The 25,917-nt window shown below is 62.5% G+C and carries 21 protein-coding genes and 2 pseudogenes; 13 read left to right on the plus strand and 10 right to left on the minus strand.

What is annotated here, in order from left to right; translation table 11 throughout:
- Positions 1 to 110 precede the first annotated feature (110 nt).
- The 6 genes from ACTIMF_RS00720 (at position 111) to ACTIMF_RS00745 (ending at position 6,548) form a co-directional block, all read left to right on the plus strand.
- Positions 111 to 1,334 carry a lipid-transfer protein gene (locus ACTIMF_RS00720; protein ID WP_442348344.1) on the plus strand — a complete coding sequence of 408 codons (1,224 nt, stop codon included), beginning with the start codon at positions 111 to 113 and terminating at the stop codon, positions 1,332 to 1,334.
- Between the two features lie 80 nt (positions 1,335 to 1,414).
- On the plus strand, positions 1,415 to 1,849 hold the full coding sequence (locus ACTIMF_RS00725) for a type II toxin-antitoxin system Rv0910 family toxin (protein WP_442348345.1): 435 nt from the start codon (positions 1,415 to 1,417) through the stop codon (positions 1,847 to 1,849).
- Positions 1,842 to 2,714, plus strand: coding sequence for a MaoC/PaaZ C-terminal domain-containing protein (locus tag ACTIMF_RS00730; protein WP_442348346.1), 873 nt, complete (start codon positions 1,842 to 1,844; stop codon positions 2,712 to 2,714). The genes ACTIMF_RS00725 and ACTIMF_RS00730 overlap by 8 nt, the downstream gene beginning before the upstream one ends.
- Positions 2,715 to 2,768: 54 nt before the next feature.
- Positions 2,769 to 3,647 (plus strand): SDR family oxidoreductase, encoded by an 879-nt coding sequence (locus tag ACTIMF_RS00735; protein ID WP_442348347.1) that lies wholly within the window; start codon positions 2,769 to 2,771, stop codon positions 3,645 to 3,647.
- A 27-nt stretch (positions 3,648 to 3,674) separates the two neighbouring features.
- Entirely contained in the window at positions 3,675 to 4,940 is a 1,266-nt protein-coding gene (locus tag ACTIMF_RS00740) for an acyl-CoA dehydrogenase family protein (RefSeq protein ID WP_442348348.1), read from the plus strand.
- A 48-nt stretch (positions 4,941 to 4,988) separates the two neighbouring features.
- The gene (locus tag ACTIMF_RS00745; protein WP_442348349.1) at positions 4,989 to 6,548 is read left to right on the plus strand and encodes an AMP-binding protein; all 1,560 of its coding nucleotides are present in this window, start codon (positions 4,989 to 4,991) and stop codon (positions 6,546 to 6,548) included.
- Positions 6,549 to 7,027: 479 nt separating this feature from the next.
- On the opposite strand, the gene ACTIMF_RS00750 is transcribed toward ACTIMF_RS00745, so the two are convergent.
- The 3 genes from ACTIMF_RS00750 to ACTIMF_RS00760 all read right to left on the minus strand — a co-directional run bounded on the left by ACTIMF_RS00750 (position 7,028) and on the right by ACTIMF_RS00760 (position 10,738).
- Positions 7,028 to 8,773, minus strand: a complete 1,746-nt coding sequence (locus ACTIMF_RS00750) for an AMP-dependent synthetase/ligase (protein WP_442348350.1) — start codon at positions 8,771 to 8,773, stop codon at positions 7,028 to 7,030.
- A 304-nt stretch (positions 8,774 to 9,077) separates the two neighbouring features.
- Entirely contained in the window at positions 9,078 to 10,061 is a 984-nt protein-coding gene (locus ACTIMF_RS00755) for an alpha/beta fold hydrolase (RefSeq protein WP_442348351.1), read from the minus strand.
- An 86-nt stretch (positions 10,062 to 10,147) separates the two neighbouring features.
- Entirely contained in the window at positions 10,148 to 10,738 is a 591-nt protein-coding gene (locus ACTIMF_RS00760; RefSeq protein WP_442348352.1) for a TetR/AcrR family transcriptional regulator, read from the minus strand.
- A gap of 89 nt (positions 10,739 to 10,827) precedes the next feature.
- Between ACTIMF_RS00760 and ACTIMF_RS00765 the strand changes: the two genes are divergently transcribed.
- From ACTIMF_RS00765 to ACTIMF_RS00785, 5 genes and pseudogenes are all read left to right on the plus strand, one after another.
- Complete coding sequence (locus tag ACTIMF_RS00765; protein WP_442348353.1) at positions 10,828 to 11,643, plus strand: CoA transferase; 816 nt, start codon at positions 10,828 to 10,830, stop codon at positions 11,641 to 11,643.
- Between the two features lie 3 nt (positions 11,644 to 11,646).
- Entirely contained in the window at positions 11,647 to 12,807 is a 1,161-nt protein-coding gene (locus ACTIMF_RS00770; RefSeq protein ID WP_442348354.1) for an acyl-CoA dehydrogenase family protein, read from the plus strand.
- Positions 12,807 to 14,021: an acetyl-CoA C-acetyltransferase gene (locus tag ACTIMF_RS00775; protein WP_442348355.1), complete on the plus strand. Its 1,215-nt coding sequence runs from the start codon at positions 12,807 to 12,809 to the stop codon at positions 14,019 to 14,021. Before ACTIMF_RS00770 ends, ACTIMF_RS00775 begins: the two co-directional genes overlap by 1 nt.
- A gap of 5 nt (positions 14,022 to 14,026) precedes the next feature.
- The gene (locus ACTIMF_RS00780) at positions 14,027 to 16,150 is read left to right on the plus strand and encodes a 3-hydroxyacyl-CoA dehydrogenase NAD-binding domain-containing protein (protein WP_442348356.1); all 2,124 of its coding nucleotides are present in this window, start codon (positions 14,027 to 14,029) and stop codon (positions 16,148 to 16,150) included.
- A gap of 278 nt (positions 16,151 to 16,428) precedes the next feature.
- A pseudogene (locus ACTIMF_RS00785) lies at positions 16,429 to 17,668 on the plus strand (IS1634 family transposase).
- Positions 17,669 to 17,900: 232 nt separating this feature from the next.
- Here ACTIMF_RS00785 and ACTIMF_RS00790 read toward each other — a convergent pair.
- A complete protein-coding gene (locus ACTIMF_RS00790) occupies positions 17,901 to 18,326 on the minus strand; it encodes a hypothetical protein (protein WP_442348357.1) in 426 nt (141 codons plus the stop codon).
- Positions 18,327 to 18,356: 30 nt separating this feature from the next.
- On the opposite strand from ACTIMF_RS00790, the gene ACTIMF_RS00795 reads away from it, so the two are divergent.
- A complete protein-coding gene (locus ACTIMF_RS00795) occupies positions 18,357 to 18,962 on the plus strand; it encodes a TetR/AcrR family transcriptional regulator (protein WP_442348358.1) in 606 nt (201 codons plus the stop codon).
- A gap of 160 nt (positions 18,963 to 19,122) precedes the next feature.
- Positions 19,123 to 20,127: pseudogene (locus ACTIMF_RS00800) on the plus strand (IS3 family transposase); the annotation flags it as partial.
- 165 nt (positions 20,128 to 20,292) lie between these two features.
- Here the strand turns inward: ACTIMF_RS00800 and ACTIMF_RS00805 are convergent.
- The 6 genes from ACTIMF_RS00805 to ACTIMF_RS00830 all read right to left on the minus strand — a co-directional run bounded on the left by ACTIMF_RS00805 (position 20,293) and on the right by ACTIMF_RS00830 (position 25,887).
- Positions 20,293 to 20,883, minus strand: a complete 591-nt coding sequence (locus tag ACTIMF_RS00805; protein ID WP_442348387.1) for a CPBP family intramembrane glutamic endopeptidase — start codon at positions 20,881 to 20,883, stop codon at positions 20,293 to 20,295.
- Positions 20,884 to 21,472: 589 nt separating this feature from the next.
- Positions 21,473 to 22,132 (minus strand): carboxylesterase family protein, encoded by a 660-nt coding sequence (locus ACTIMF_RS00810; RefSeq protein ID WP_442348359.1) that lies wholly within the window; start codon positions 22,130 to 22,132, stop codon positions 21,473 to 21,475.
- Between the two features lie 730 nt (positions 22,133 to 22,862).
- Positions 22,863 to 23,264, minus strand: coding sequence for a hypothetical protein (locus ACTIMF_RS00815; RefSeq protein ID WP_442348360.1), 402 nt, complete (start codon positions 23,262 to 23,264; stop codon positions 22,863 to 22,865).
- Positions 23,265 to 23,550: 286 nt separating this feature from the next.
- The gene (locus tag ACTIMF_RS00820; protein ID WP_442348388.1) at positions 23,551 to 23,679 is read right to left on the minus strand and encodes an IS3 family transposase; all 129 of its coding nucleotides are present in this window, start codon (positions 23,677 to 23,679) and stop codon (positions 23,551 to 23,553) included.
- Positions 23,680 to 23,945: 266 nt separating this feature from the next.
- The gene (locus ACTIMF_RS00825; RefSeq protein WP_442348361.1) at positions 23,946 to 24,260 is read right to left on the minus strand and encodes a hypothetical protein; all 315 of its coding nucleotides are present in this window, start codon (positions 24,258 to 24,260) and stop codon (positions 23,946 to 23,948) included.
- A gap of 190 nt (positions 24,261 to 24,450) precedes the next feature.
- Positions 24,451 to 25,887, minus strand: a complete 1,437-nt coding sequence (locus ACTIMF_RS00830; protein ID WP_442348362.1) for a DHA2 family efflux MFS transporter permease subunit — start codon at positions 25,885 to 25,887, stop codon at positions 24,451 to 24,453.
- Between the last annotated feature and the right edge of the window lie 30 nt (positions 25,888 to 25,917).

Genomic DNA, 25,917 nt, shown 5'->3' on the forward strand with positions numbered 1-25,917 from the left:
TTTCGGTCCCCCACTTGCCTCGCTTCGGTCCTCGTCGCCGTCCGCGCAGGTCAGTAGCGTTCGTCTCAGTAAATCCATCCACAGACCGTGTATCGAGGAGAGGACCCCAAGTGGCACAGGGAGCGAGAGGGGCACAGCGAGTATTTGTGGTCGGTGTCGGTATGACCAAGTTCGAGAAGCCGGGCCGGCGCACGAATGAGGACGGCAGCCCGTGGGACTACCCGGACATGGCGCGAGAGGCGGGGGCCAAGGCGCTGGCCGACGCGGGGGTGGAGTACACCGAGATCGAACAGGCCTACGTCGGATACGTCTACGGCGAGTCGACATCCGGTCAGCGCGCGGTGTACGAACTCGGATTGAGCGGAATCCCGATCGTCAACGTCAACAACAACTGCTCGACTGGATCGACGGCGCTCTACCTCGCCGCGCAGGCCATCCGAGGAGGACTCGCGGACTGCGCGCTGGCCCTCGGATTCGAGAAGATGCAGCCGGGCTCGCTCGGCGCGATGTACGACGACCGCGAACAGCCCATGGCCAACCACATGCAGGCCCTCGCGGAGATCTCCGAAGTCCTGTTCCCGCCCGCACCGTGGATGTTCGGTGCCGCGGGCCGCGAACACATGGAGCAGTTCGGGACCACCGCCGATCACTTCGCGAAGATCGGCTTCAAGAACCACAAGCATTCGGTCCACAACCCGTACTCCCAGTTCCGCGACGAGTACACGATGCAGGAGATCAAGCAATCGCGGACGATCTACGACCCGCTGACCAAGCTCCAGTGTTCGCCGACGTCCGACGGATCAGGCGCCGCGATCCTCGCCAGCGAGGACTTCATCGCCGAGCACGGATTGGCCGACCAGGCCGTCGAGATCGTGGGACAGGCGATGACGACGGACTTCCGGTCGACATACGACGGCACCGCGAAGAACATCATCGGTTACGACATGAACGTGCAGGCCGCGCGGAGTGTGTACGAGCAAGCGGGTCTCGGCCCGGACGACTTTCAGGTTATCGAGCTTCACGACTGCTTCTCAGCCAACGAACTGCTCTTGTACGAAGCTCTCGGCCTGTGCGAGCCCGGCGAAGCCGGACGTCTCCTCGACGACGAGGAGACCACGTACGGCGGCAAGTGGGTCGTCAACCCGTCGGGCGGACTCATCTCGAAGGGCCACCCGCTCGGCGCCACTGGCCTCGCTCAGTGCGCGGAGATGACGTGGCAATTGCGGGGGACGGCCGACGCCCGCCAGGTGAGCGACGTGACCGCCACTCTGCAACACAACATCGGCCTCGGCGGCGCGGCCGTCGTCACCGCCTATCAGCGCGCGAATCGCTGAACACCACGTCACCGATCGACGCCGCGTCGCCAATCACAGATCACCACCATCACCACCACGACAAAGCAGGAGACATTCACATGGGACACATCGAGAAGACCGAGACCCTGTCCGCGAGCCCCGAGAACATCTGGAAGATCATCTCTGACCTTTCGACATGGAGCGATTGGTTCACCATCCACGAGCGCTGGATGACCGAGCCGCCCGCGACCCTCGCGTCGGGAGCGAACCTCACGGCGAAGATCTTCATGCTCGGCATGGCGAACAAGATCGAGTGGGTCGTCGAGGACGTCGTCGAACCGACCAAGCTCGTGCTGAACGGCACCGGCATGGCCGGCGTGAAGGCGAAGTTCGCCTTCGAACTCGCCCCGTCGGACGACGGGACCGTGCTGAACGTCTCGGGCGACTTCGAGGGCTCGATCATCAAGGGCGCCCTCGGCAAAGCTGTGGAGAAGGACGCGACCAAGCAGGTCCAGGCATCGGTCCAGAAGCTGGAAGCGCTCGCCGGTGCCTGAGACGCCGAAGATCCACGAATTCGACCTCGACGGCCTCAATCTGTGGTGCGACGAAGAGCGCTTCGAGGTGACGCGGGAGCGCCTCGCCGAGTACGCGGCAGCCGTCAACGACCCGATCCCGGCGCACCGCTCCGGCGACATCGCGACACCTGTGTTCGCGATCGTGCCGGTCTTCGACGCGATGATGTCGCCCGCGGTCGACGTAGTGCCGATGGAGATCTTCGGACGGATCACCCATGGTGAGCAGGACTTCCATTTCCACCGGCCGATACGGCCGGGCGACACACTGGTGTCCAAGGGTCGCGTCATCGGCTGGGAGACCAAGAGCACCGGTTCGCTGGTCTACATCCATCTCACCTGCCACGACGACGTGAGCGGAGAACTGGTCAACGAACAGTACCTGTCTGGATTCTTCCGCGGCGTCGACGCCGGACCAAAGGTCGCCGACGCGATTCCGGAGATCGCCCCCAACACCGAGGCGAAGGACGCGCCGCCGATCGCGACGATCGCCGCGCACGTCGACGACGATCAGACATTCCGGTATGCGCCCGCGTCGGGCGACCCGGTGCCGATCCACCTCGACGAGGACGTCGCCAAGGAGGCCGGCCTGCCCGGAATTATTGCGCACGGACTGTGCACGATGGCGATGGCCGGTTGGGGAGTACTTGCCGAAGTCGCCGACTCGGACGTGTCGCGCGTCAAGCGATTCGCCGTCCGCTTCTCCAAGTTCGTGTTCCCCGGAGACGACCTGCAGACCCGCGTCTGGAAGGTAGGCACCACCGACGGCGTCACCGACTACGTGTTCGAGACCGTGCGCGGCGACGAAGTGGTGCTCAGCAACGGCGTCGCGGAGATCACCGACTGAACTTCACGTTCGCTGACCGCACAGACAGACATTTCCCACGAAGGAGTTACGTAGATGAGTGCCCTTGACGGCCGGGTGGCAGTGATCACCGGAGCAGGACGAGGTATCGGACGCGAGCATGCACTGCTGTTCGCACGCGAAGGCGCCGTAGTGGTCGTCAATGACCGCGGCGGCAGCAACAGCGGCGACGGCGCGGACGCAGGCCCGGCGCAAGAGGTAGTAGAGGAGATCGTCGCCGCGGGCGGTCGAGCCGTCGCAAACACCGATAACGTCGCCGACTGGGCGGGCGCCGAATCGCTCGTCGCACAGGCGGTGTCCGAGTTCGGCGGCTTGGACATCGTCGTCAACAACGCGGGCATCCTGCGCGACGGATTCCTCCCGACTTTGGCGGAATCCGACTGGGACGCGGTGATCGCGGTACACCTCAAAGGTCATTTCGCGGTTATTCGTCACGCATCGGCGTACTGGAAAGCCGAGTCGAAGGCTGGTCGGCCGCGCAATGCCGCGATCGTGAACACCGCGTCGGCATCCGGGGTGACGATGCCCAACGCCGGACAGGCCAACTACGGCGCGGCCAAGGCCGCCATCGCGGCGTTGACGCAGGTCGCCGCGGACGAACTCGAGCGCTACGGTGTACGCGCCAACGCGATCGCGCCGATTGCCCGGACACGTCTGACTCTCGCGACGCCGGGTATGGGCGCAATGATGGCCGCGGAGGCCGAGGATGTCGAGGAGGGCGGATTTGACCCCTTCAGCCCCGCGAACATCTCACCGCTCGTCGCGTATCTGGCGACCGCGGACTGCCCGATCACCGGCAAGGTGTTCGCCGTCCAGGGCGGAGCCATCGACGAACTCGCCGGTTGGCACGACGTGAAGACCATCGAGACCGAAGAAGCGTGGAACATCGCCGACATCGCAGCGCGTCTCCCTTGACCACGTAGAAGAGGATCCTGATTAACCATGTTCGAATGGTCTGACACTGACGTACTCGTGCGGGACTCCGTCCGCACCTTCATCGATAAAGAGATCCGTCCCCACCTGGACGAGTTGGAGCACGGCGACCTTCCGCCGTACGACATCATGCGGAAACTGTTCAGTGAGTTCGGTCTGGACGTGATGGCGGGCGAAGCCGTCGACACGATGCTCGCCAAAGCCCGGAACCGCGCCGAGCGCCAGAACAGCGCGGAGCCCGCACCTGAGAAGAAGGAGAAGGCGGGAGCAGGTGCCGGCGATCCACTCGCTGCTCAGGGATCGATGGCGGCGGTCCTCGTCAGCGAACTGTCCGGCGTCTCACTCGGCAGCGTCGCGGCCGTCGGGGTGAGCCTCGGGCTCGGGGCCGCGACGATCGCCTCGCGCGGCACGCTGGAGCAGAAGGAGCGCTGGCTCAAGGACATCGTCACGCTCAAGAAGGTCGCGGCGTGGGCGATAACCGAACCCGACTCCGGGTCGGACGCCTTCGGCGGCATGAAGACGTACGTGCGACGAGACGGCGAGGACTACATCCTCAACGGCCAGAAGACGTTCATCACGAACGGGCCGTACGCCGACACGATAGTCGTGTACGCCAAACTCGACGGCGGCGGCGACGACAAGCGCGAACGCAAAGTCCTCACTTTCGTCCTGGACAAGGGCATGGACGGATTTACCCAGGGGTCGCCGTTCAGGAAGATGGGCATGCACTCGTCGCCGACTGGGGAGTTGTTCTTCGACAACGTTCGCCTCACTAAGGACCGACTCCTCGGCGAGACTGAGGATCACAAGGGCGGCGACGGCCGCGATAGCGCGCGCTCGAGCTTTACTGTCGAACGCGTCGGATGCGCGATCCTCGCCCTCGGGATCATCAACGAATGTCACCGATTGTCGGTCGACTACGCGAAGACCCGCACGCTGTGGGGGCAGGAGATCGGACGCTTCCAGTTGATTCAGCTGAAGCTCGCCGAGATGGAGGTCGCCCGACTGAATGTGCAGAACATGATCTTCCAGGCGTTGAGCGCGTTCGAAGCCGGTAAGATGCCGAGTCTCGCCGAAGCGTCGGCGATGAAGCTGTACTCGACGAAGGCTGCGACCGATGTCGCGATGGAGGCCGTTCAGCTCTTCGGCGGCAACGGCTACATGGCCGAGTACCGCGTCGAACAGCTGGCACGGGACGCGAAATCGTTGATGATCTACGCCGGCAGCAACGAGATTCAGGTGACGCACGTCGCCAAAGCGCTGATCGGGGCCTGATCGATGGCCGTGCGCGCGCTAGACCTGACCCGGAACATCGTTAGTCGAGTGCGCGCCGCGCGCATCGTCGCAGCCTCCGGGATCGTAGATGTGACCCGCCCACACCTTGCGGTGTCGGCCGCTGCTGACCTGCATGCGTACGGACCGGTCGCCGGTGCGTTACGGGCCGCGGCACGCAGATTCGGCGATCGTACGGCTCTCGTCGACGAAGCCCGTTCGATGACGTACGCCGAGTTGGACGTTCGGACCGATCACGTCGCGGCCGCCTTGCGTCGGTCCGGCCACAGCGAGGGCACGATTGTCGCGATCCTCTGTCGGGACCACTGCCGGATGGTCGAGGCCATGATGGGGGCCGCCAAGGCGGGAGCTGGGCTGGTGTTGATGAACACCGGCATGAGTGCGAGTGAACTGCACGACGTGTGTGTGCGCGAACGTGTCGGCCTGCTCGTTCACGACGCCGAGTTCGCCGGCACGGTCGCCGACGTTCAGACCGAGCGTCTGGTTGTCGGCGGAGATGGCGACGAGTTCGATTCCCTGGTCGCCCGGGGCACCGGGCTGCCCGCGGCGGGACGTCCTGACCGGCCTGGAAAGCTGATAGTGCTCACCGGCGGCACGACCGGCACGCCGAAAGGCGCACCGCGCACCGTGCGTTCGCCGCTGGTCGCCGCTCAGTTCCTCGATCGGATCCCGCTGCCGGTCCGTGGCACTACGCTCGTCTGCGCGCCGCTGTTCCACGGCACCGGGCTGAGCCAGTTCCTGCTGTCGGTGGCGCTCGGTACCACGACCGTGCTGGTACGCCGATTCGATCCTGTGCAGGCACTCTCGGCCATCGCCGAGCACCGGTGCACCACCGTCGTACTCGTGCCGACCATGCTTGGCCGGATCCTGTCCCTGGGCACCCACGTCATCGACCGGTACGACACGTCGAGCGTCTCGGTGATGTTCTGCGCGGGCTCACCGCTGCCAGTCGCGGTCGCCGAGGAGGCGAGCGCAGTCTTCGGGCCGGTTATCTACAACCTATACGGGTCGAGCGAAGTCGGTGTCGCGGCCGTCGCCACTCCGGCGGACATGGTGGCGGCGCCGGGCACCGTCGGTCTTCCGCCTGCGAGTTCGGTTGTCCGGATTTACGACGAGAACGATCGGATCATCGACAGACCGCACCGGTCCGGCACGGTCTATGTTGGCGGGCTGCTCTCGTTCACGGGTTACAGCGGCGGCGGCCATAAGAAGAGCATCGACGGGCTGCTGTCCAGCGGCGACGTCGGACATCGCGACGAGCAGGGACGCCTGTTCATCGACGGGCGGGACGACGACATGATCGTCTCCGGCGGCGAGAACGTCTTCCCAGGTGAGGTCGAAGACCTGCTGTACGCACACCCCGACATCGACGAGGCCGCGATCGCGCCGGTACCCGACGACGACTTCGGTCAGCGACTGGTCGCGTACGTCGTCCCCAGGGCGGGCGCCGACCTCGACGAGGAACGCGTGCGTGACTACGTGAAGGCAAAGCTGTCCCGGTACAAGGTGCCGCGCGAAGTGGTCTTCCTTGCCGAGCTGCCTCGGACCCCATCCGGAAAACTGCTGCGCCGCAATCTGACCGGCGAATGATGATCGCCGTCGCCGTTGCGTCGGTGTCGGCAGCAGGACGGGGGCTCCAGGGGCGTCGGTGGGCACCGCAGACGCCACCACCCCAATACCGGCAGTCGCCACACCCGCTGCGAAGCGGTGACCGGTACTAGCGATCGCACTCGGCGCACCCGAATCCATCATCGAAAAGGACGCCTGGCGAGACACCTACCACCGCACCGCGAGAACCGCCTACCTCGACTTCCTCGACGAAGTCACCGGCCACACCCTCACCGACATCGAGAAATCCATGACCGGCACCGTCGACCCCGACACCATCACCCTCGACTAACCACCAGGTGGGCCGGGTGAGCACACCGCCACCCGGCCCACCACCTCGGACCGACAGACCGGAGTTCGCATCCCTAAGGCGGAGTGCCGTCGCTGTCGGTTGTGGAACCTGAGCTTGTTTTCCTTCGCCAGTTCCACCGGTACCGGTAATGCGTCAACCGGGACGGGTCTCAGTACATCGCTTCGATCTGCTTGGCGTATCGAGCGGCAATCGGCTTGCGGCGCAGCTTGTTCGTCGGGGTGAGGCAGTCACTGCCGGGGCCCCACACCTCGGTCAGGATCGTGAACTTCTTGATCTGCTCGACTCGCGACAACGTTTGGTTGGCCGCCGCGACTCCGTTTTCGATCTGCTCGATGATCGCTGGATCCGCTACCCAGTCGGCAACCGACCGAGCGCCCAAATTCGCGAGTGCGTCGGGATCAAGTGTGATGAGGGCGGTGTTGTAGACCCGCTGTTCGCCGATCACGGCCACTGGTCCAGCGATCGGAATGTTGGCCGCCAATGCGTTCTCGATATTCGTCGGCGACATGTTCTTACCTGCGGCATTGATTATGATTTCCTTCTTGCGATCGACGATCTTGAGAAATCCGTCGTCGTCGAATACACCGATGTCGCCTGTGTGCAGCCAGCCATCGACGTCGATCGCTTCCATCGTCTTCTCCGGTTCTTTACGGTAACCGCGCATGACATTCTTGCCACGCACGAGAACCTCGCCGTCGGCGGCGATCCTCACTTCAACACCGAACGCTGGCTTTCCGACGGTGCCTACCTTGATGTGGTCCTGACGATGGACCGATGCCGCTGCAGTGCATTCGGTCATGCCGTAGCCTTCACACAGCGGAATGCCAAGCGCCAGTATGAAATCGTGAACCTCGGGGGGAATCGGAGCCGCACCGGTTACCGCCATTCGCAGCTTGTCCATACCGATTCTCCTGCGGATCGACGACAACACGACTCGGTCGGCGACGGCATACCGAACCCGGGCCGCAAAACTGAGTGGGCGGCCCGCTGAGGTCGCATGAGCCTTTGCCCTCCCGATTGCGATTGCTTCGTTGATGAGGGTGCGCTTGACGACGGACTCGGTTGCTAGTTGTGCCTCGAGGCCGGCCTTGGCCTTGATCCATAGGCGTGGCACGCCAAGAAAGGCCGTTGGACGAATCTCCTTCAACGCTTCGAGGACATGCTTAGCGTCGCTGACCGTGGTGATTTGTGCACCGTGCAACAGCGACTGGTAGTGCGTGAACCACCGGTTCGCAGCGTGCGCATCCGGCAAGTAGGAGATTCCGCGGTCGGCGGACGAGACCCCTCCGAACTCCTCGACGATCTTCGCGTTCTCAATGAAGTTCTCGTGCGTCAGTTCAACGCCCTTGGGGTTTCCCGTCGTGCCAGAGGTGTAGACAATCGTCAGAACATCATCGGGGTGCACAGATTTCCATGCCGCGTCGAAGTCGAAGCCGTCACAGGTTCGGTGCTCGAGGTCTTCGAGGTCGATCGATGTGCTGTCGCCGCCATCGACGCACACGACGTGCTCGACCGTTCCTCCGAGCTGCATCGCTTCCCGGATGGCGGGGAGGAACTGCTTTTCACACACGACGACGCGGTTGTCAGCGTTACTGAAGAGGTACGCGAGCATCTCCGGGGGGTTCGTGTTGTACATGGAGAATGGCGTCGCTCCCGCGTGCAGGGTCGCGGTGTCGACGAGGTGGAACTCCGGACGGTTGCTGAGCATCAAGGCCACCGTGTCCCCGCTACCAACGCTCAGACTGGCGAGTCCTGTCGCGATGGACTGAACTCGATCGCGGTACTGCCGCCATGTGATGGTGACGCCATCGCCAGGTGTGCGCAAAGCGATCGCGTCAAGGTTGTCCAATGCGGTTCGCTGGAAGGCCTCGGTGAGCGTCTTCGGATGAGACACGATGAACTCCTTTATCAGAACCGGACCGGCTGGGCGGCCGCGGTTGGCTACGAAGCGCCGTACTTTGCAGACGATGTGGATACGCTTGGCCGAGTACGGATACGGGTGCGATCTTCTTTCGTCCGAGTCGGTGATCGGGGGCGTGGCGACCTTCCGTGCAACCCAAGATCGGTCGACCTGTGCGGTCGCGCCCGGTGCCGGACAGTTGCCATTCGGCATGTCGGGATCCGAAGCGCGAATAGGTTGACGCGCATCGTTGATGGGCCCGCGCCCGGATGGAGTTGCCGGAAAATCCGTACACCCCTCATCCGTCAGGTGAGGTGCTATCTGATGGGACGGCTATGTCGGTGATCGCCACAAGGTGTGCGATTTCGGCGTTGAACACATTTGGATCCTCTAGGTTCGTGCAGTGACCGGTGCGCGGGATGGTTACGTGGCGATACAGATGATCGTTTTCCCGCAACACATTCGCGATGCGCTGGGAACTGTTCATCGGCGTGAGTAGGTCGTTCTCACCCACGAGTACTGTGGTTGGGACGACGATGTTGCGTAAGCCGTCAATGACATCGACGCCCCGAAGTGCGCGCCCCCACTCCACGCGCGTTTTGACGGGACACGATGCGATCATCGAAGCCATGAAGTCGACCACGGCCGCCGAGGCATAACGCGACGCGACAACTTGTCTGAAGTAGCGCCGGTAGACCTTCAACGCCCAGGTCGGGAGCGGCAGCGGGGCGGTCAACAACGCGGCCAGTATTGGTGCTCGAATAGCCCTATGCTTCTCGGGGTGTGGAAGAAGCGCAGTCTGCTTGGCGAACCCCTTACCGACCGTGTCGGCGAGCATGATCGTTGACGTAAATGCAGCAACTTCGTCAGGATGGGTCTTCGCCCAGGCCATCACGGTGATTCCACCGAAACTGTGGCCTACAAGAGTCGTTCGCCGAGCAGACGCCACATTCCGAAGAACCAATGACAGGTCGTCACCCATCACGGCGGGTGAAAGCGACCGAGTGCCACGACGACTGCGCCCACTGATTCGCTGGTCGTAGACGACCACGCGATAGTTCTCGGCAAGCATATTGATCTGCGGGTTCCAGTACTCGGAACAGACTGCGAACCCGTGCACGAAGACGATGCAAGGTCCAGTCGCTGGGCCGTACGTCCGCACGTGAAGCAGTGCACCGTCGTCGGTCTCCAGCTCCATCGCTTCGTAGGGAAGCTGCGGATCGGCGAACACCCCGACACCGCTGCGCTCGGTGGCGGAACTTCTTGAAGCATGACGGCACATGCAGGCACTCCCTTACACCCCAATACGATTGAACAGTTAACGATACAGTTGTACCGCACCTTCTCGGCTAGGGAAAGGGGGACTTCCTAGGCCTCCGCAACTTCGATTCTGAGTCGCGGTACTCCACCGTCTGCGGGGCCGGCCACGCGCTCCCAGACGCCTTCAATCAACGGCTGCAGCATGAGCTCGCCGACCTGACGGACGACCAGCCCGAGTATTTGCTCCGCTTCCGCACGATTCGTCGACGCGAACCCAGCATCCCGCAGCCAGCGAACCTCATTCGCCGTGAGTTCGAGGAACACATCCAGCAGGTGGGTGGACGCTGGAGTGGGGTCGAGTAGCGCGCGGCGCACATAGTTGACGACGTTCGGATTCTGATTGAGCATCGCGGCGACCGCGGCATCGCGAGCTGCTGCGTACTCGCGAGGGTTGTCCGACTGCGGTACCGAAGCGATCGTTTCTGCGAAGTACTCGATTATCAGCTGGTCGACCGCTTCCCTCAGGCCAGATTTGGTCTTGAAGTGGTGCTGGACGAGCCCGAGGGTTACACCCGCTTCGGCTGCGACGGAACGCAACGAGACTCGCTCCTCACCCTGCTGGGCATACAAGTCCATCGCGGCGTTTCTGATCCTGGCCTTCGCGGTGAGGTCCTCGTTCTTAGCTCGTGGATTTGTCATGTGGACCATCGTATTAGCCAACCCAGGGAGCGATACGCTCATATCGTGTACGATACAGTTGTATCGTCCGAATGAGCTGAGAGGTCGTAATGTCGCTTCCCCTTGACGGCGTGAACGTCGTTTCCGTAGCGATCAACCTGCCAGGACCCCTTGCCGCCGCCCGCCTAGCCGAGCTGGGTGCATCCGTAACCAAGGTCGAACCAGCGTCCGGCGACCCCCTCGCGGTCGCCGCACCGGCCTGGTACGCCGAGTTGGTCGCTCACCAAACCGTCGTCTCCCTCGACGTCAGAAAGGATCGTGAAAAGTTTGACGAACTACTCGCCGACGCCCACCTCCTCATCACCTCGATGAGGCCGTCGGCACTGATGCGGTTGGGACTCGCACACCCTTACACGCAGTTTCCCAAACTGTCGCTCGTCGAAATCGTAGGTCACAGTGGCGCTCGTGCCGAAACGCCCGGCCACGACCTCAACTACCAGGCGGCTTGCGGAACTCTGACGCCTCCTCATATGCCGAAGGTCCCTATCGCTGACATTCTCGGAGCGGAGCGCACAGTATCGACAGCCCTCGCGGCTGTGATCGCGGGCACCGTCAGCGGTGTCGGTGCGTCGTATCGGGTCGCCCTCGAAGACGCGGCGGCGGTTGCCGGATCTGCAGTCAATTACCACCTCATGGGTGACGGAGCAATTCTGGGAGGAGCCTTTCCCGGTTACGGGATCTACCGGGCCGCCGACGGCTACGTCGCTCTCGGCGCTGTAGAGCCCCACTTCTTCATGAGAGCGCTCGAGGTCCTCGGTGTCGACGGCACGCACGAGACATTCGCAGAAGCCTTCTCGAACAAGACGATTGCGGAACTCGAAGCCTTGGCGGCTGAGCACGACCTACCACTGAACGGAGTGAATTAATAGATGTCCGCACTATTCCCCAACTACGCCCCCAGCTGGGAAACCGACGAGCATCGCGAACTGCGCCAGCTTGCCGGTCAGTTCTTTCGGAAGGAATCGGCCCCGCACCAAGAGCGCTGGGCGAAGCAGCACTGTGTGGACCGCGAGTTCTGGAACAAAGCCGGCAACGCAGGCCTGCTCGGCCTGGACCTTCCCGAGGAGTTCGGCGGCGCAGGCGGTGACTTCGGTATGCAGGCAGTCGTTCAAGACGAGATGGTCTACGCACACGACAGCGCGTTCGGCTTCCTCGTGCACTCGCCGATAGTCGCTCACTACGTCTACAAATATGCGAACGACGTACAGCGTCAGCGCTGGATGCCGGGCATCATCAGCGGCGAAAAGGTTCTCGCAATCGCCATGACCGAGCCGGGCACCGGTTCGGATCTACAGGGTGTGCGTACCACAGCGATCCGTGACGGTGACGACTACGTCATCAACGGTTCGAAGACGTTCATTTCGAATGGAACGCACTGCGACTTACTCGTCGTCGTCGCCAAGACCGACCCGTCGCAGGGCGCGTCCGGCGTCTCCCTCATCGTCGCAGAGGTTGACGAACTCGAAGGATTCGAGCGCGGCCGTGTACTCGAGAAGATGGGCCAGCACGGTCAGGACACACGCGAGCTGTTCTTTTCTGACATGCGCGTGCCGGTCAAGAATCTGCTGGGCAGCCAGGAAGGCCTCGGCTTCTATCAGCTCATGGAGCAGCTTTCGCGCGAGCGTCTCATAATCGCTTCGGCCTGCGCGGCGCTCGCCGAAGCTGCAATCCTCGAGGCGCTGAAGTACTCGCGTGAGCGGGAAGCGTTCGGTCGTCCGATCGGAAGGTTCCAGCACAACGCGTTCACCCTCGCCGAGTGCAAGGCGGAAGCGTTCGCAATTCGCACCATGGTCGACGCCACGATTCAGCAGTACATCGACGGCGCCAACGACCCTGCTACCGCCTCGATGGCGAAGCTTTTCGCGGCCGAGACAACCGACAAGATCGTCGACAAGTGCCTTCAGATCTTCGGCGGCTACGGCTACATGATGGAGTACCCGATCGCATCGATGTACACGGGCTCCCGCGTGAACCGTATCTACGGCGGCACCAGCGAAATCATGAAAGAAATCATCAGCAGGAGCATGTAATGGTTACTGAAGCTTACATTTTCGACGCTATCCGCACCCCTCGTGGGAAGGGCAAGAAGACTGGCGCGTTGCACGGGATCAAGCCGATCTCACTGGTCACTGGCCTGATCGAAGAACTCCGCGCACGTTTCCCTGACCTCGAGGAAGACCGCATCTCCGATCTCGTGCTTGGCTGCGTTACACCGATCGGCGATCAGGGCATGGACATTGCGCGCACTGCCGTCAACCTGGCGAAACTGCCCGACACGGTCGGCGGAGTCCAGCTCAACCGCTTCTGCGGGTCGGGTCTCGAAGCCGTCAACGTCGCAGCGAAAGGCGTGCGCTCGGGCTTCGACGAGATGGTGCTGGCCGGCGGTGTCGAATCGATGTCCCGCGTGGCAATGGGTAGTGACGGCGGAGCGATGGCGTTCGATCCCGCCACCGCGTACGACAACTACTTCATCCCGCAAGGTGTCGCCTGCGATGTGCTCGCCTCGATCAACGGCATCACCCGTGAGGACACGGACAACTACGCGGTCCGCTCGCAGCAGCGTGCGGCCGCAGCATGGTCGGGCGGCTACTTCGCGAAATCGGTCGTCCCGGTCAAGGACATCAACGGCGTCACGATTCTCGACCACGACGAACACGTGCGGCCCAGCGCAACCGTGGCGGACCTGGCCACGTTGGAGCCGGCGTTCTCGATGATGGGCCAGTTTGGCGGCTTCGACGCGGTTGCGATCCAAAAGTTCCCGTACCTCGACAACATCGACCACGTGCACACCGGCGGCAACAGCTCGGGCATCGTCGACGGCGCTTCCCTCGTACTCGTCGGCTCGGAAGAAGCAGGTCGAGCCTCTGGAATTATTCCGCGTGGACGCATCGTCTCCGCTGCTGCCAGCGGCTCCGACCCGGTCCTGATGTTCGAAGGTCCGATCCCGGCGGTCAACAAGGCACTCGCCACCGCAGGCCTGACCATCGATGACATCGACGTCTTCGAGATGAACGAGGCCTTCGCGGCCGTGGCGCTCCACGTACAGAAGACCTTCGGAATCCCGGACGACAAGTACAACGTCAACGGCGGCGCGATCGCCATGGGCCACCCGCTCGGAGCGACCGGCGCGATGCTGCTCGGCACCGTGCTCGACGAACTCGAACGCCGCAACGGCCGCTACGGACTGATCACCTTGTGTGTCGCTGGCGGCATGGGCGTCGCAACAATCATCGAAAGAGTCTGAACAACATGAGCATTCACTGGGACAAAGACGCCGACGGCATCGTCACGCTGACGATGGACGCACCTCATGCACCGGCCAACACCATCACTCCGGAATTCGGCGCTGCACTGTCGGACGCGCTCGACCGAATCGAATCGGAGAAGGACGGCATCACCGGCGTCGTCCTGACCTCGGCGAAAAGGACCTTCTTCGCCGGCATGGACCTCAACGACCTGGTCAACGACGTCATGGGCCTCGAACCGGAAGCGCTTCTCGAGCTCACCGCCGAACTCAAGGCAGGCTTCCGCCGACTCGAGACATGCGGTAAGCCCGTTGTCGCAGCGATCAACGGCGCCGCGCTCGGCGGTGGACTCGAACTCGCATACTGCGCACATCACCGCATCGCGGCCGATGTCCCAGGTTCACAGATCGGACTGCCAGAAGTCCTCCTCGGGCTACTCCCCGGCGGCGGCGGCATCGTCCGCACTGTTCGCCTCGTCGGAATCCAGTCGGCGCTTATGAACGTGCTGCTCACCGGCGCTCGCATGAAGCCTGCCAAGGCTCTCGAAATTGGCGTCATCGACGAAGTCGTTGCCGCGGAAGAGTTGATCCCAGCCGCCAAAGCATGGCTCCGGGCCAACCCGGACGGATCGGTTCAGCCGTGGGACGTCAAAGGCTACAAGATCCCCGGCGGCTCGCCGTCCACTCCAGCCTTTGCAGAGAACCTGCCAGCCTTCCCGGCCAACCTGCACAAGAACCTCAAGGGTAACGACCATATGCCCGCGCCGCGCGCGATCATGGCAGCGGCCATGGAGGGCGCGCAGGTCGACTTCGCCACCGCGGAGCTGATCGAGTCTCGCTACTTCGTTTCGCTGGTCACGAGCCAGGTCGCGAAAAACATGGTCCAGGCGTTCTTCTTCGATCTGGAAAAGGTTCAGAGTGGCGCTGCCCGACCGTCAGGCATCGAGAAGAAGGCGATCGAGAAGGTGGGCATCCTCGGTGCCGGCATGATGGGAGCGGGCATCGCATATGTGACCGCCAGGGCAGGAATCGACGTAGTCCTCAAGGACGTCACCGAAGAAGGTGCCCAGAAAGGTAAGGCGTACTCCGAGACAATCGAGTCCAAGGCGCTTGCCAAGGGCCGCACCACCGCGGAGAAGTCGAAGGCACTGCTGGACCGCATCAAACCGACCGCTGATGCCGCGGACTTCGACGGCGTCGACTTTGTGGTCGAGGCAGTGTTCGAGAAGACCGAGCTCAAAAACAAGGTCTTCCAGGAGATCGAGGATCTGGTCGAATCCGGCGCTGTGCTTGGTTCGAATACTTCGTCGCTGCCGATCACCGGGCTGGCCGAGGGCGTCCAGAAGCCCGAGGACTTCATCGGAATCCACTTCTTCTCGCCGGTCGAGAAGATGGATCCCGTTGAGATCATCCGCGGCGCAAAAACATCGGACGAGACACTTGCCCGCGCGATCGACTACGTGCTGGCGATCCGCAAGTACCCGATCGTCGTCAACGACGGCCGGGGCTTCTTCACTACGCGAGTATTCAGCATGTGGCTCATGGAGGCCATGGCCATGCTCGCCGAGGGTATCGATCCGGCCGTCATCGAACAGGCGGCGTTCCAGGCCGGGTACCCCGCGGCACCACTACAAGTAGCGGATGAACTCAGCTTCGATACGATCCGCAAGATCATGGACGAAACCATGGAGGCGGCCCGCAACGAGGACTTCCAATTGGCCGAGTCCGTCACGTCGGCAAGCGATGTCATCGACCGACTGATCGGGTTCGACCGCCACGGCAAGCTGTCCGGCACCGGGTTCTATGACTACACCGCCGGAAAGCGCTCGGGTCTATGGTCTGGCCTCCGCAGCGAGTTCAAGACCAACCGAGAAATCAAGGTTCCGTTCGAGGACCTGGAAGATCGGTTCATGTTCATCCAAACGATCGAAACGCAGCACGCGTACGACGACGAGGTCATAGATTCGGATCCGGATGCGAACATCGGTTCGATCTTCGGCATCGGCTTTCCGGCGTGGACCGGCGGTGTTCGACAGTTCGTCTCAGGGTACCCGGGCGGTCGACAGGCCTACCTTGAACGCGCAAGCGAGTTGGCTCAAAAGTACGGTCAGCGGTTCACCGTAAGCTGAAGGGTATAAAGGTGGCCATCCCGCCATCGGATGGCCACCTTTGTCCGACCCGCGTTGACGGCACCTGAGTAACAGTTCCCGACCGAAGCCTGTCGCAGTGTATGGCAATAGCGACAGTAGGCACTCCGCGCCACCCCCGTTCTCGAAAGGTGGCATGCAAGTTCCGCCTAAGTTTTATCACGGACTCGGACATGTTGGACTTCGCTGGTCGTGACCTGCTGGTTTAGGCCCGTCTTGGGCTGGATTTGTGCACTAAGGATCGCCGATAGGGTAGGTCGATGGCCTACGTTCGGACCGTGAACACCGCCTCGGGCGCGCGAGCAGTCCAGATCGTGCACGGTTCGCGGAAGGGCTCGCGGTCGATCGAGCACATCTGGTCAGCGCACACTGACGATGAGTGCGCCGCGCTCAAGGCCGCTGCTGCGCGGCGTCTTGCTGCAGGTCAGGGCGAGTTGGACCTGGGCATCGCTGACGTGGTGCCGGTCTCGGACGAGCCGTTGCCGATCCAGTCCTCACGGATGGGGCATCTGTGGGACGGACTCGAGTACGTCTACCGCGAACTGGTCTTCGACGACGCGACCTGCGGTGGTCTGGTCGTCCGCGACCTGGTGTTAACGCGGATCATTGAGCCCACCAGCAAGCTCGACTCGATTCGCGTCCTTGAGCAAGTGGGCGTGCCAGCGATGTCGTATCCGACGATGAACCGTCCTGAGGTTCATGGCCGCTCACGACCTCTCCGACGTCACCGTCGTGGCCGATGCCGGGATGATCTCCGCTGAGAACATGAAAGCGATTGAACGAGAGGATCTGTCGTTCATCCTCGGTGAGCGGATGCCGTCGATCCCACACCAGATCCAGCGATGGGTCGCCGACCATCCCGATCAGACGCCGGCCGACGCGCTGCCTCTGGTCCAGCACCATCCGGCGAACGCGAATACAAGCTCTCGGCGCAGTCGGGTCACTTACTACAGGTATTCGGCCGATCGGGCTCGGCGCAGCCTGCGCGGGATCAACGAGCAGGTCGACAAGGCCGAGAAGTCCGTTGCCGAGAAGGCCGTTGCCGGGAAGGTCCCGGTCAAGCCGAACAGGTTCGTCACCCTCACCGGTGCGGACAAGAGCGTCAATCGCGAGTTGGAGACGAAGGTACGGGCGCTGGCTGGGCGCAGGGCCTACATCACCAACATCAATGCGCCGACACCGGAGTTCGTGATCGGCGCCTACCATCAGCTGTGGCGGATCGAGAAGAGTTTCCGCATGTCAAAGAGTGATCTGGCGGCGCGGCCGATCTATCACCGGACCGAGGACTCAATCCGTGCGCACCTAGCGATCGTTATGGCGGCGCTCGCGGTGACCCGGGTGATCGAGGAACGAACGGGCTGGTCAATCAAGAAGTTCGTGACCACCACCCGCCGTTACCGGACCATCGAGATCCGCGTCAGCGACCGGACCGTCACCGCCTCAGATCCGCTACCGGACGATCTCGCCGACGCGCTCAATGTGATCCAAGGTGCGCACTAAATTGATAAAAGTCAGGACGGCCGACTCGAATTTCTCCGCGGGATCGCTCGAGGATTCCGGAACCTCGAACACTACATCTTGCGGTCCCTACTGCACTCCGGTCAGTTCGGCGATCGGATCCACGCACTCTGAAAGATGAAGAGCCCTCAGTTCAAGATCTCCGCCTCATGCGCCGATGCATTCGTCGCGGCCATCCCCTTGGCAATCAATCGGTGTCAAACTGGCGCAAGCGTCATTGAATACGCACCGTGTCATCGCGCTTATGTTCCCGAACGAGCACGGGGAGACCGACCGCAATCCCAAGACCGTTTGCTCCGGCGCCGACCCAATGGCTCCAACTCCGCGGCGAACCAATGCCGGCAACAGCGTGATTGAGACTGAACAAGGCCGACAACACCACCAGTCCGCGCAACTGCGCACGGGCAGCGTTCGAGCCCTGGCCGACAGCCCCGACACCGGCGACGATCGCGCCCAGATTCCACACCGCGATCTCGCGTTGCCACCCACTGTTGAATCCCCAGGACGTGTGTCGAGCGAAACGTCGGGCGAAGCCGGCTTGAAGAATCATTGCCCCCGACGATCCCATCAGCCACGCAAGCACCGCCACCTGCGGAGACATTCGGCGAGCGGCATCAGAGATGCTATTGAATACGACCATAATAGTTGAACGTAGTAGCCTCTAGGTATCATGTCAATGGCACCCGTCGCCCGAGGCCGACGACGGCTCGACGTCGCAGATCGCCGTGCCGAACTGCTCGACGTCGGCGTCAAACTGCTGGCCGCACATAGCTACGATGAGATCACCATCGCATTGGTCGCAACCGAAGCATCGGCATCCCCTGGCCTGATCTACCACTACTTCCGTAACAAGCACGGCTACCTTCTTGCCGTAGTTGAACGAGAAGCGACGCGCCTGGCCGATGCGACCCGGCCCCGCAGCGACCTCCCACTACGAGAACGCCTCGTCGCAAGCCTCGACGGATACCTTGAATACGTTGAGGAATCACCTCTCGCCTACAAGGCTCTCTACCGAGGCACGATGGGCGCAGACGCAAGCGTCCGTGCGATCATGGATGCCAATATTCGTATGCAGAGTGAACGGATCCTCCAGGCACTTAGTCCCGACGCGCCTCCCGCAGCATTACTCACAATCACAGTGCGTGGATGGCTTTCCTACCTCGTAACTGCCTGCCTCAACTGGATCGAACTAGGCGAAATGTCCCGCAACGACCTGCGCGATCTATGCGTCCACGTCCTGGCCGACAGCCTCGCATACGTCCACAACTCAGCCTGATCCGCGGCTCCTTCATGCACGTCCACAAGCAGCCTGAATGTGATGTGAGAAGCATCCCGGCGTGTCCGGAGATGAATCGCCTGTAAGTCTTCGTGGTGGCTGACCTGGGGATGGCTAGCAGGGTTGGCGTCGTCACCTCGCGCTCGTTGTGACTCCTGAATCGCCTGACCCTACCGAATCAGCCGATCTGAGGGAGCTTCGGAAGCGAAATCGGTTGTTGGAGCAGGAGAACGAGGTCATGCGGCGGGCGGCGGCGCATCTGTCGCAGGCGAATCTGCCGGGAAAGGTTCTACCCGCTCGTGACCGAGCTCGCTGCCGACGGGATTCCCGTAGCGGTGTCGTGCCGGATACTCAAGCTCTCGCGCCAGCCCTACTACCGGTGGCTCACAGACGCGGTCACTGCGGCAGAGCGAGCTGAAGCCGCACGGGCGAATGCCCTGTTCGCTGCGCATCGTGATGACCCCCGGAGTTCGGGTACCGGTTCCTCGCCGATGAAGCCGCGGCTGCTGGTCAGCCGATGAGCGGGCGGACGGCGTGGCGGTTCTGCTCGGCCAACCAGCGGTGGTCGAGCTTCGGCAAGAGCGCGGAAAGAACGGGAAGAATCCGGGCCCGCCGGTACACGATGACCTGGTCGCCCGCGACTTCACCGCGGAGGCGCCGAACGAGTTGTGGTTGACCGATATAACCGAGCATTGGACTGACGAGGGCACGCTCTACCTCTGCGCGATCAAAGACGCCTGCTCGGGGCGGATCGTCGGCTACAGCATCGATTCCCGCATGCAGTCCCGCCTGGCCGTACACGCTCTGAACAACGCGGTCGACCGCCGAGTAGGAGACGTCGCGGGTTGTATTGTCCACTCGGACAGGGAATCTCAATTCCAATCACGCAAGTTCGTGTCTGCGTTGAACCGACACGGCCTGGTCGGATCGATGGGCAGAGTCGGTGCCGCCGGCGATAACGCGGCGATGGAATCGCTCTTCGCTCTCCTCCAGAAGAACGTCCTCGACCGGCAACGCTCGGCCACCTGCGAGCAGTTGCGGATCGCGATCGTCACCTGGATCGAACGGACCGACCACCGCCGCCGCCGCCGGCAAGCTCGCCTCGACCAGTTGACGCCCATCGAATACGACTACCATCATCAACACAGCCGCCTCAGCGGCATGACACCGTATCTGTCACCCGATCGTGCACCAGTCCCGAGTCGACGTAGAAGCGGGTGACAGGCACCTTGCCGTCGGCGCCGAACACCGGAGGCGCCAGAATTCGTCGTTACTGTCGGCTCCTGGAATCTGCAACTCGACCCGATCACCGGCGAGAGGCCAGTGGATGTCATTGGGTGACGGAGCGGATCCTGGGTACCGTATTCGACACCCGTTCTCGTGGTGCAAGACCAAGCCGACCGCGCGTCCATATGATGAGGAACACCGCAGCGATGGTCGAGGCGGTCAACTGCACGATGATTGTCATGGATTCGACGTTTTGGTCCGGGAACGACTCGGGCCACAGCACGCTGAATGTGTTGTTGATGCCGGCATGCAGGAGCATCACCATCGGGATACTCTGACCTGTCTTGTTGAACACCCATGTCATGACCAGGCTCAGCGGGACACACGAGAGTACGAACAACACCGGACCCCACCAGCGAACGTCGTCGCCTGCCCAATCCGTGAGAAACAGCGGCGCGTGCCAGCCGCCCCACAACAGGCCGAGAACGAGCGTCCCGAGGAAAGCGCCCCATCGTTGTTGAAGCCGAGGCAATGCGAAGTCGCGCCATCCCGGCTCTTCTGCCAAAGATGTGGTGATGATCTGCACGATCAACATCGGGACGTAGGCGATCAGTGCCTCGAGCGGGAACCACTTCGCGTGCTCCCACGTGTTCGGAAACAGCAGCGTGATGGCCAACAACAAGGTCGGCACCATCAGCACCACACCGAGGTACCACCTCCACCCCACGCGTAGTCGAGTGAAACGTCGCGCCCACGCCGCAAGTCCGGCGCGCCCATCAACCACGGCTGTCACAATGAACGCTGCGCTGACAGGACCAAGATACGCCCCAGGCAAGATCCCGATCAGCTGTCTCATCCCCGATCCGCCTGGCACCGTGAAGTGCACAGCCCCCAGACCGCTGTCCGAGAGCAGATACGGCGTCCAGGCCAGCCAACTCAACGCGAAAGCGGTGACGAAGAAGGCGGCAAGCGGACGCTCGTGAAAGACATGGCGGACGGTGCCGCATTCACGTGAAGTGGCGCTCGAGCGTGATCGTGAATGAGAACTACGAGGGGTGGTCTGCATGGATGCCGATCCTTTCGGGATACGCAGAACCGGTCACCGCGACTAACCACTGGCTTTGAGGTAGAGCGTTCACCAGCGTTTACCGGTCTACGGCGAGGTCGGGTCGAGAACTATTTGAGTACCTGTACGCACGCAACAGGCCAACAGCGTTGGGTCGGTCGCGCGGGGGCGATGGGAGGATCTGAGCCGTGGACGTCCGATCACGTCATGTCCCCAGCTAGAGAGAACAGTGGTGAGTCCTGTCTGCACGAATTGCCCGGTCGCCGGACGGGCGAAACTGCATCGTTCTCGGCGCGGAGCTACTTGCCTTCGGCCAGCCGTACCTGGGAACGCCGTGATCCGCGAACGTCGTCCAATACTTGATCATGCGATCTGAAAGGGCCTGTTGGTTGCTCTGCCAGCATTCGCTACCGGACCCCGAACTAAAGGCACCACCGTGGAACCAAACCATCACTGGCACCACGCCGGACTCCGAGCGTGGAGCAGTGACATCCAAGTACAAGCAGTCCTCCGACGAACGCGGATCACGTTGGTTGCTCTCGTCAGGCTGAATACAGCGGCGCCCAGACGTGGTCGCGTCGCTAATCTTGTCCCAGCTTTTCGGCGGACTGGGGCGCTGCCAACGTCGATCGCCTACTGGTGGCGCAGCGTACGGGATGCCTCGGAAGCGCCGTGTACCACTGTCGGGGGACCCACGCAGCTCCCCATCTTCGGTACTGATCACCGCGGGATCGGTACGTTGCCCGGATCGTATGGTGAAGAGCACCACGACACCAACCACCAGAACTACAACACAGACCGCGGCCACCAAGACTTGGGGCCATCCCCGGCGTGACCTGAGTCGTTGAAACAGCGTGATCAGCGGGTTCGACATCATCAGGTCGTCACATTCTTCTTGAAGGATTACCGAACGGTTGACAGCGAAGACGTACCGCCTGCACAGTGCGGGAGTCGCGAATTATCGGGCGTACGGGTGCCGCAACCCCTCGGTGAATCGACCCCTTAGTCGTCACCACGAAGTTCCGGGCTGGCGGGCAGGAGTACTTTGTGGAGCACACAACACGCGAGAGCCAGACACACGAGGGCATCAGCTCCGTGCGCCGCGAAGGCGCCCAGAGCCGACGGGCCGCCCCAGGCATTGACCCTGAACGAAGGCTCCATCACCGCCGTCGCTTGGAATCCCATTCTGAATAGAAGAAGCACTATAAAGCCCAGGGCGATGCTGGCGCCGACTAGCCGCAGAAGACGCGATACCGATGTACTCGCTGACCGGAATGTCCGACCATATCGTTCACCGACTGATGCACTGATCGGCCACCACACCCAACGAATCGACCTCGTGGCAATTGTTCCACCGACGATGAACCCCAGTACCACCAAGCCGACCAAAACATGAGGTAGAACGGCATTGTCCTGCGGGCGGTGCTCGACAACCTTGCTTGCGGACGACACAGCAACCAGTGCGCCAAGGGTAAGTCCGGCACCACTGGCGACGGCCACCAAGGCCGTCAAGGTTATCGAGAGGCGTGAACGCGAACCGCGCTTCACCGGTTGGCCATTCTCACTATCGACACTGGCTGGCGTGCCTTGTCTCGCGTTCGCGATCATCATTTCGCTAACCAGGCGAGGAGTATGTCTTCCCAGTGCGGATTATCCGTCTTCTCCAAGAACGACCGATGGTCAAACAAGAAGTAGATGGATCGCCCATCGTCTAGGTCCATGATTACCGGGGCGCCCCACTTACTCGAGGCACCTCCGACGAAAGCGCCGTATTGGGAGTCAAACTGACGGGTGACCCGGCGTACTTCTTCCGGTGCGATCTGCAATTGTCCTTGCCTGTCCCATTCGCTCAGCGTCAGATACCCGGGGGTTAACTTGGCGCGACCCCGATGAGGGAACAGGACCTTCTGGCTCAGCAGGGCGGTAAAACGTCGACCGCGCCCGGATTCCTGCAGCTCGCTGCGGAGGGCTGCAAGGTAACTGGCTGCATCAATAACGTCCAAAGTCATGCCGAACACGCTAGGCAGAGGGGACTTGGACAGCATCCGTCCCACGTCTATATCGCGGTAGCCCTTACGTCTATAGCTCGATAACGAAAGTCGGACGTCGTGCCGGTGATGAAGGTATCTACAGTCGCTGCGGGCCGGGCCAAAATTGCTGGACAGAGGTTCCGGACCGGACGAGCAACAGATCAGGTGCGGTAGATGTGCGCGCAGTGGTTGATGCAGTAGTGCCCCATAGAGTGAACCGTCCTGGGTCTGGTGGAGACTGTGGTGTGTACTGGGTTCCACGCAGTCAGCCAGCATTGGATTCGGGTGCCACGGTGATGATGCGGTTGCGCTCGAATTCTACAGGTGAGAGCCATCCGAGCTGACTGTGACGGCGCTGCCGGTTGTGCCAGATCTCGAGATACTCGAAGGACAGTCCAGTTCAGGATGCGTCAGCCCTGGAGGGCTGTGAAGACTTCTCGCGCGAGGTAGCGCTTCTAGCATCGGAAGATCTCGGGCATCGAGTTACCCTCTGTGGTGCGGCGATTCGCGTATTCGCGGGCGCCGTGGTGGTAGCGAAGCCGTATACCCGATCAGTCTGGTGACCTGCGCCGTCGTGTCTTCGATGTGAGCTGCGAGCTTCTGAGCGTCGGATCGGATTGACATAAAGTGTGAATCTCCTTGTCTCGTACGGTTGCCGGATCAGCGTGTGCTGGTGGGCGGGCCGACCACCATGAGCGGTTCGCTACTCGTGGGGTTGGTGACGGCGGCGCCGACTTCAGGAAGTCGGACGCTGGTTGGCCACTCCCACAGCTCGGCGCTGGCGTTTGCGTGTTCCGGGTCGCAGTTGCGATCGGGCTTCACGAGCCCCTGATCGGTGCGCTCAACGCCCGAGGGAAGTAGCCCCTCGCCGGGTGCGACACAGACCTTTCGAACGGCCGCCGCGGACTCCTGCGCGGAGTCTTCACCGCAGCCGGCAGCGAGGAAGGCGAACACGGCTGCTGCGAATGCGATCACGAATCGAGTGAGGTTGTGTCGTCGTGCGTACGGCTACCGCACTACGGGCGGACGTTGAGTTCGTAGATGCAGGGATCGCCATTGTCGTCCTGGTCTACCCGGTGGATACCAAGCACCACTGACTGAGGTCCGGTTGTGGCGATCTGGTGAAAAGTCAGGGGGTCGCTCGGTGACCTACGAACCAGGTCGCTTAGGTTATAGGCCTCCTCGAACCCGATGCCTTGGTACGGCGGCGCGCGAGGCGTTCGGTGTATGCAAGCAGGGTGGTGGGGATGGCGGCGATGATTGTGATCGCGAGCACCCACCAGAACGTGGTGGCGAAGCCGCTGGCCTGCTCGGCGGGTGTGGCCTGGTCGCGGAATTGGCCGGCGAGGACGACGGCGAGGACGGCGGTGCCGATCGCGCCCCCGACGCGTTGAAGGATGTTGAGCTGCGGGGTCGCGTCAGGGATCTGCCCCGGCCGCAGGGCTTGGTAGGCGGCGGTCATCGTCGGAAGAATCGACAGGCTGAACCCGATGCCGCGGGCGACCATGACGACGCACAGCAGCCAGTACGAGGTGGTCGTGGTCAAGAACAGGAACGGGATCGTGGCGACGGCCAGGATGGCGGCGCCCACGAACGAGGTGACCCCGGGGCCGAAGCGGTCGGTGAACGGGGCCGAGAGGAGCGCGCCGATCGCGGTGGGTGCGACCAGCAGCCCCGCGATGATCACGTCCTCGCCGCGGACAGCCTGCAGATAGAGCGGCATCAGGATCATGCCGCCGTAGTTCGCGGCGCCGAGCGCGAACGTGGCGATCATCGCCGCGGTGAACTCCCGATTGGCGTACAGCCGGACATCCAGCAGCGGATACTTCGACCGCAGAGCGTGCAGAACGAAGCTGGCCAGGGCGAGTACCCCGGCCAGAAGCCCGATGACGGCGGCCGTATCCAGCCGACCGGCGACACCGATCTCGGCTAGGCCGTAGGTGATGCCCACGATCCCGAGGGAGGCCAGGACGAGGCCGAGCAGATCGAACCGTCCCGCGTCGCCGCCCTTCTCCATCGGCAGGAGGCATAGGGCGAGCACGATGCCCGCGATACCGATGGGGACGTTGAGCCAGAAGATCGCCTGCCAGCCGATCCCCTGGATAAGCAGGCCCCCGACGACAGGCCCGATCGCGGGGGCGAAGATGATCGGGATCGCCAGCAACGCAATCACCTTCCCCATCTGCGGCTTGGCGGCGTGCGCGGTCCAGATGATCGTGCCGACCGGCATGATCATCCCACCTCCGATACCCTGTAGCGCCCGGGCAGCGATCAGCATCCCCATGCTCGGCGACAACGCGCACCACACCGATCCGATGGTGAACACGACCAGCGCGAAGACATACAGACGGGCGGCGCCGAAGCGGCGGGCGGCCCAGCCGCTGACCGGGATGACCGCCGCCAACGCGAGCAGGTAGGCGGTGATCACCCACTGCACGGAACTCAAGCCCGCATACAGGTCAGCGGAGAGGCTGTGCACCGCGACGTTGACGATCGTCGTGTCCAGGAACGACAACGACGCGCCGATCATCACCACGCCGATCGCCCGGCGCAGGCCCGGCGAGAACCGCTCAGGTCCAATCACAGCTATCGAATCGGTCATCGGTCTCGTACTCCGCTGGTTAGGCACACT

It is taken from the genome of Gordonia sp. (in: high G+C Gram-positive bacteria), assembly GCF_052106715.1.
Taxonomy (GTDB): Bacteria; Actinomycetota; Actinomycetes; order Mycobacteriales; family Mycobacteriaceae; genus Gordonia.

What these genes read in the sequence shown, in the direction of transcription:
- ACTIMF_RS00725 (WP_442348345.1), top strand. Translation starts at nt 1,415, where the DNA reads ATGGGACACATCGAGAAGACCGAGACCCTGTCCGCGAGCCCCGAGAAC.
- ACTIMF_RS00735 (WP_442348347.1), top strand. Translation starts at nt 2,769, where the DNA reads ATGAGTGCCCTTGACGGCCGGGTGGCAGTGATCACCGGAGCAGGACGA.
- ACTIMF_RS00740 (WP_442348348.1), top strand. Translation starts at nt 3,675, where the DNA reads ATGTTCGAATGGTCTGACACTGACGTACTCGTGCGGGACTCCGTCCGC.
- ACTIMF_RS00755 (WP_442348351.1), bottom strand. Translation starts at nt 10,061, where the DNA reads ATGTGCCGTCATGCTTCAAGAAGTTCCGCCACCGAGCGCAGCGGTGTC.
- ACTIMF_RS00760 (WP_442348352.1), bottom strand. Translation starts at nt 10,738, where the DNA reads ATGACAAATCCACGAGCTAAGAACGAGGACCTCACCGCGAAGGCCAGG.
- ACTIMF_RS00765 (WP_442348353.1), top strand. Translation starts at nt 10,828, where the DNA reads ATGTCGCTTCCCCTTGACGGCGTGAACGTCGTTTCCGTAGCGATCAAC.
- ACTIMF_RS00770 (WP_442348354.1), top strand. Translation starts at nt 11,647, where the DNA reads ATGTCCGCACTATTCCCCAACTACGCCCCCAGCTGGGAAACCGACGAG.
- ACTIMF_RS00775 (WP_442348355.1), top strand. Translation starts at nt 12,807, where the DNA reads ATGGTTACTGAAGCTTACATTTTCGACGCTATCCGCACCCCTCGTGGG.
- ACTIMF_RS00780 (WP_442348356.1), top strand. Translation starts at nt 14,027, where the DNA reads ATGAGCATTCACTGGGACAAAGACGCCGACGGCATCGTCACGCTGACG.
- ACTIMF_RS00790 (WP_442348357.1), bottom strand. Translation starts at nt 18,326, where the DNA reads ATGGTCGTATTCAATAGCATCTCTGATGCCGCTCGCCGAATGTCTCCG.
- ACTIMF_RS00795 (WP_442348358.1), top strand. Translation starts at nt 18,357, where the DNA reads ATGTCAATGGCACCCGTCGCCCGAGGCCGACGACGGCTCGACGTCGCA.
- ACTIMF_RS00805 (WP_442348387.1), bottom strand. Translation starts at nt 20,883, where the DNA reads ATGGTGCCGACCTTGTTGTTGGCCATCACGCTGCTGTTTCCGAACACG.
- ACTIMF_RS00810 (WP_442348359.1), bottom strand. Translation starts at nt 22,132, where the DNA reads ATGATGTCGAACCCGCTGATCACGCTGTTTCAACGACTCAGGTCACGC.
- ACTIMF_RS00815 (WP_442348360.1), bottom strand. Translation starts at nt 23,264, where the DNA reads ATGACTTTGGACGTTATTGATGCAGCCAGTTACCTTGCAGCCCTCCGC.
- ACTIMF_RS00830 (WP_442348362.1), bottom strand. Translation starts at nt 25,887, where the DNA reads ATGACCGATTCGATAGCTGTGATTGGACCTGAGCGGTTCTCGCCGGGC.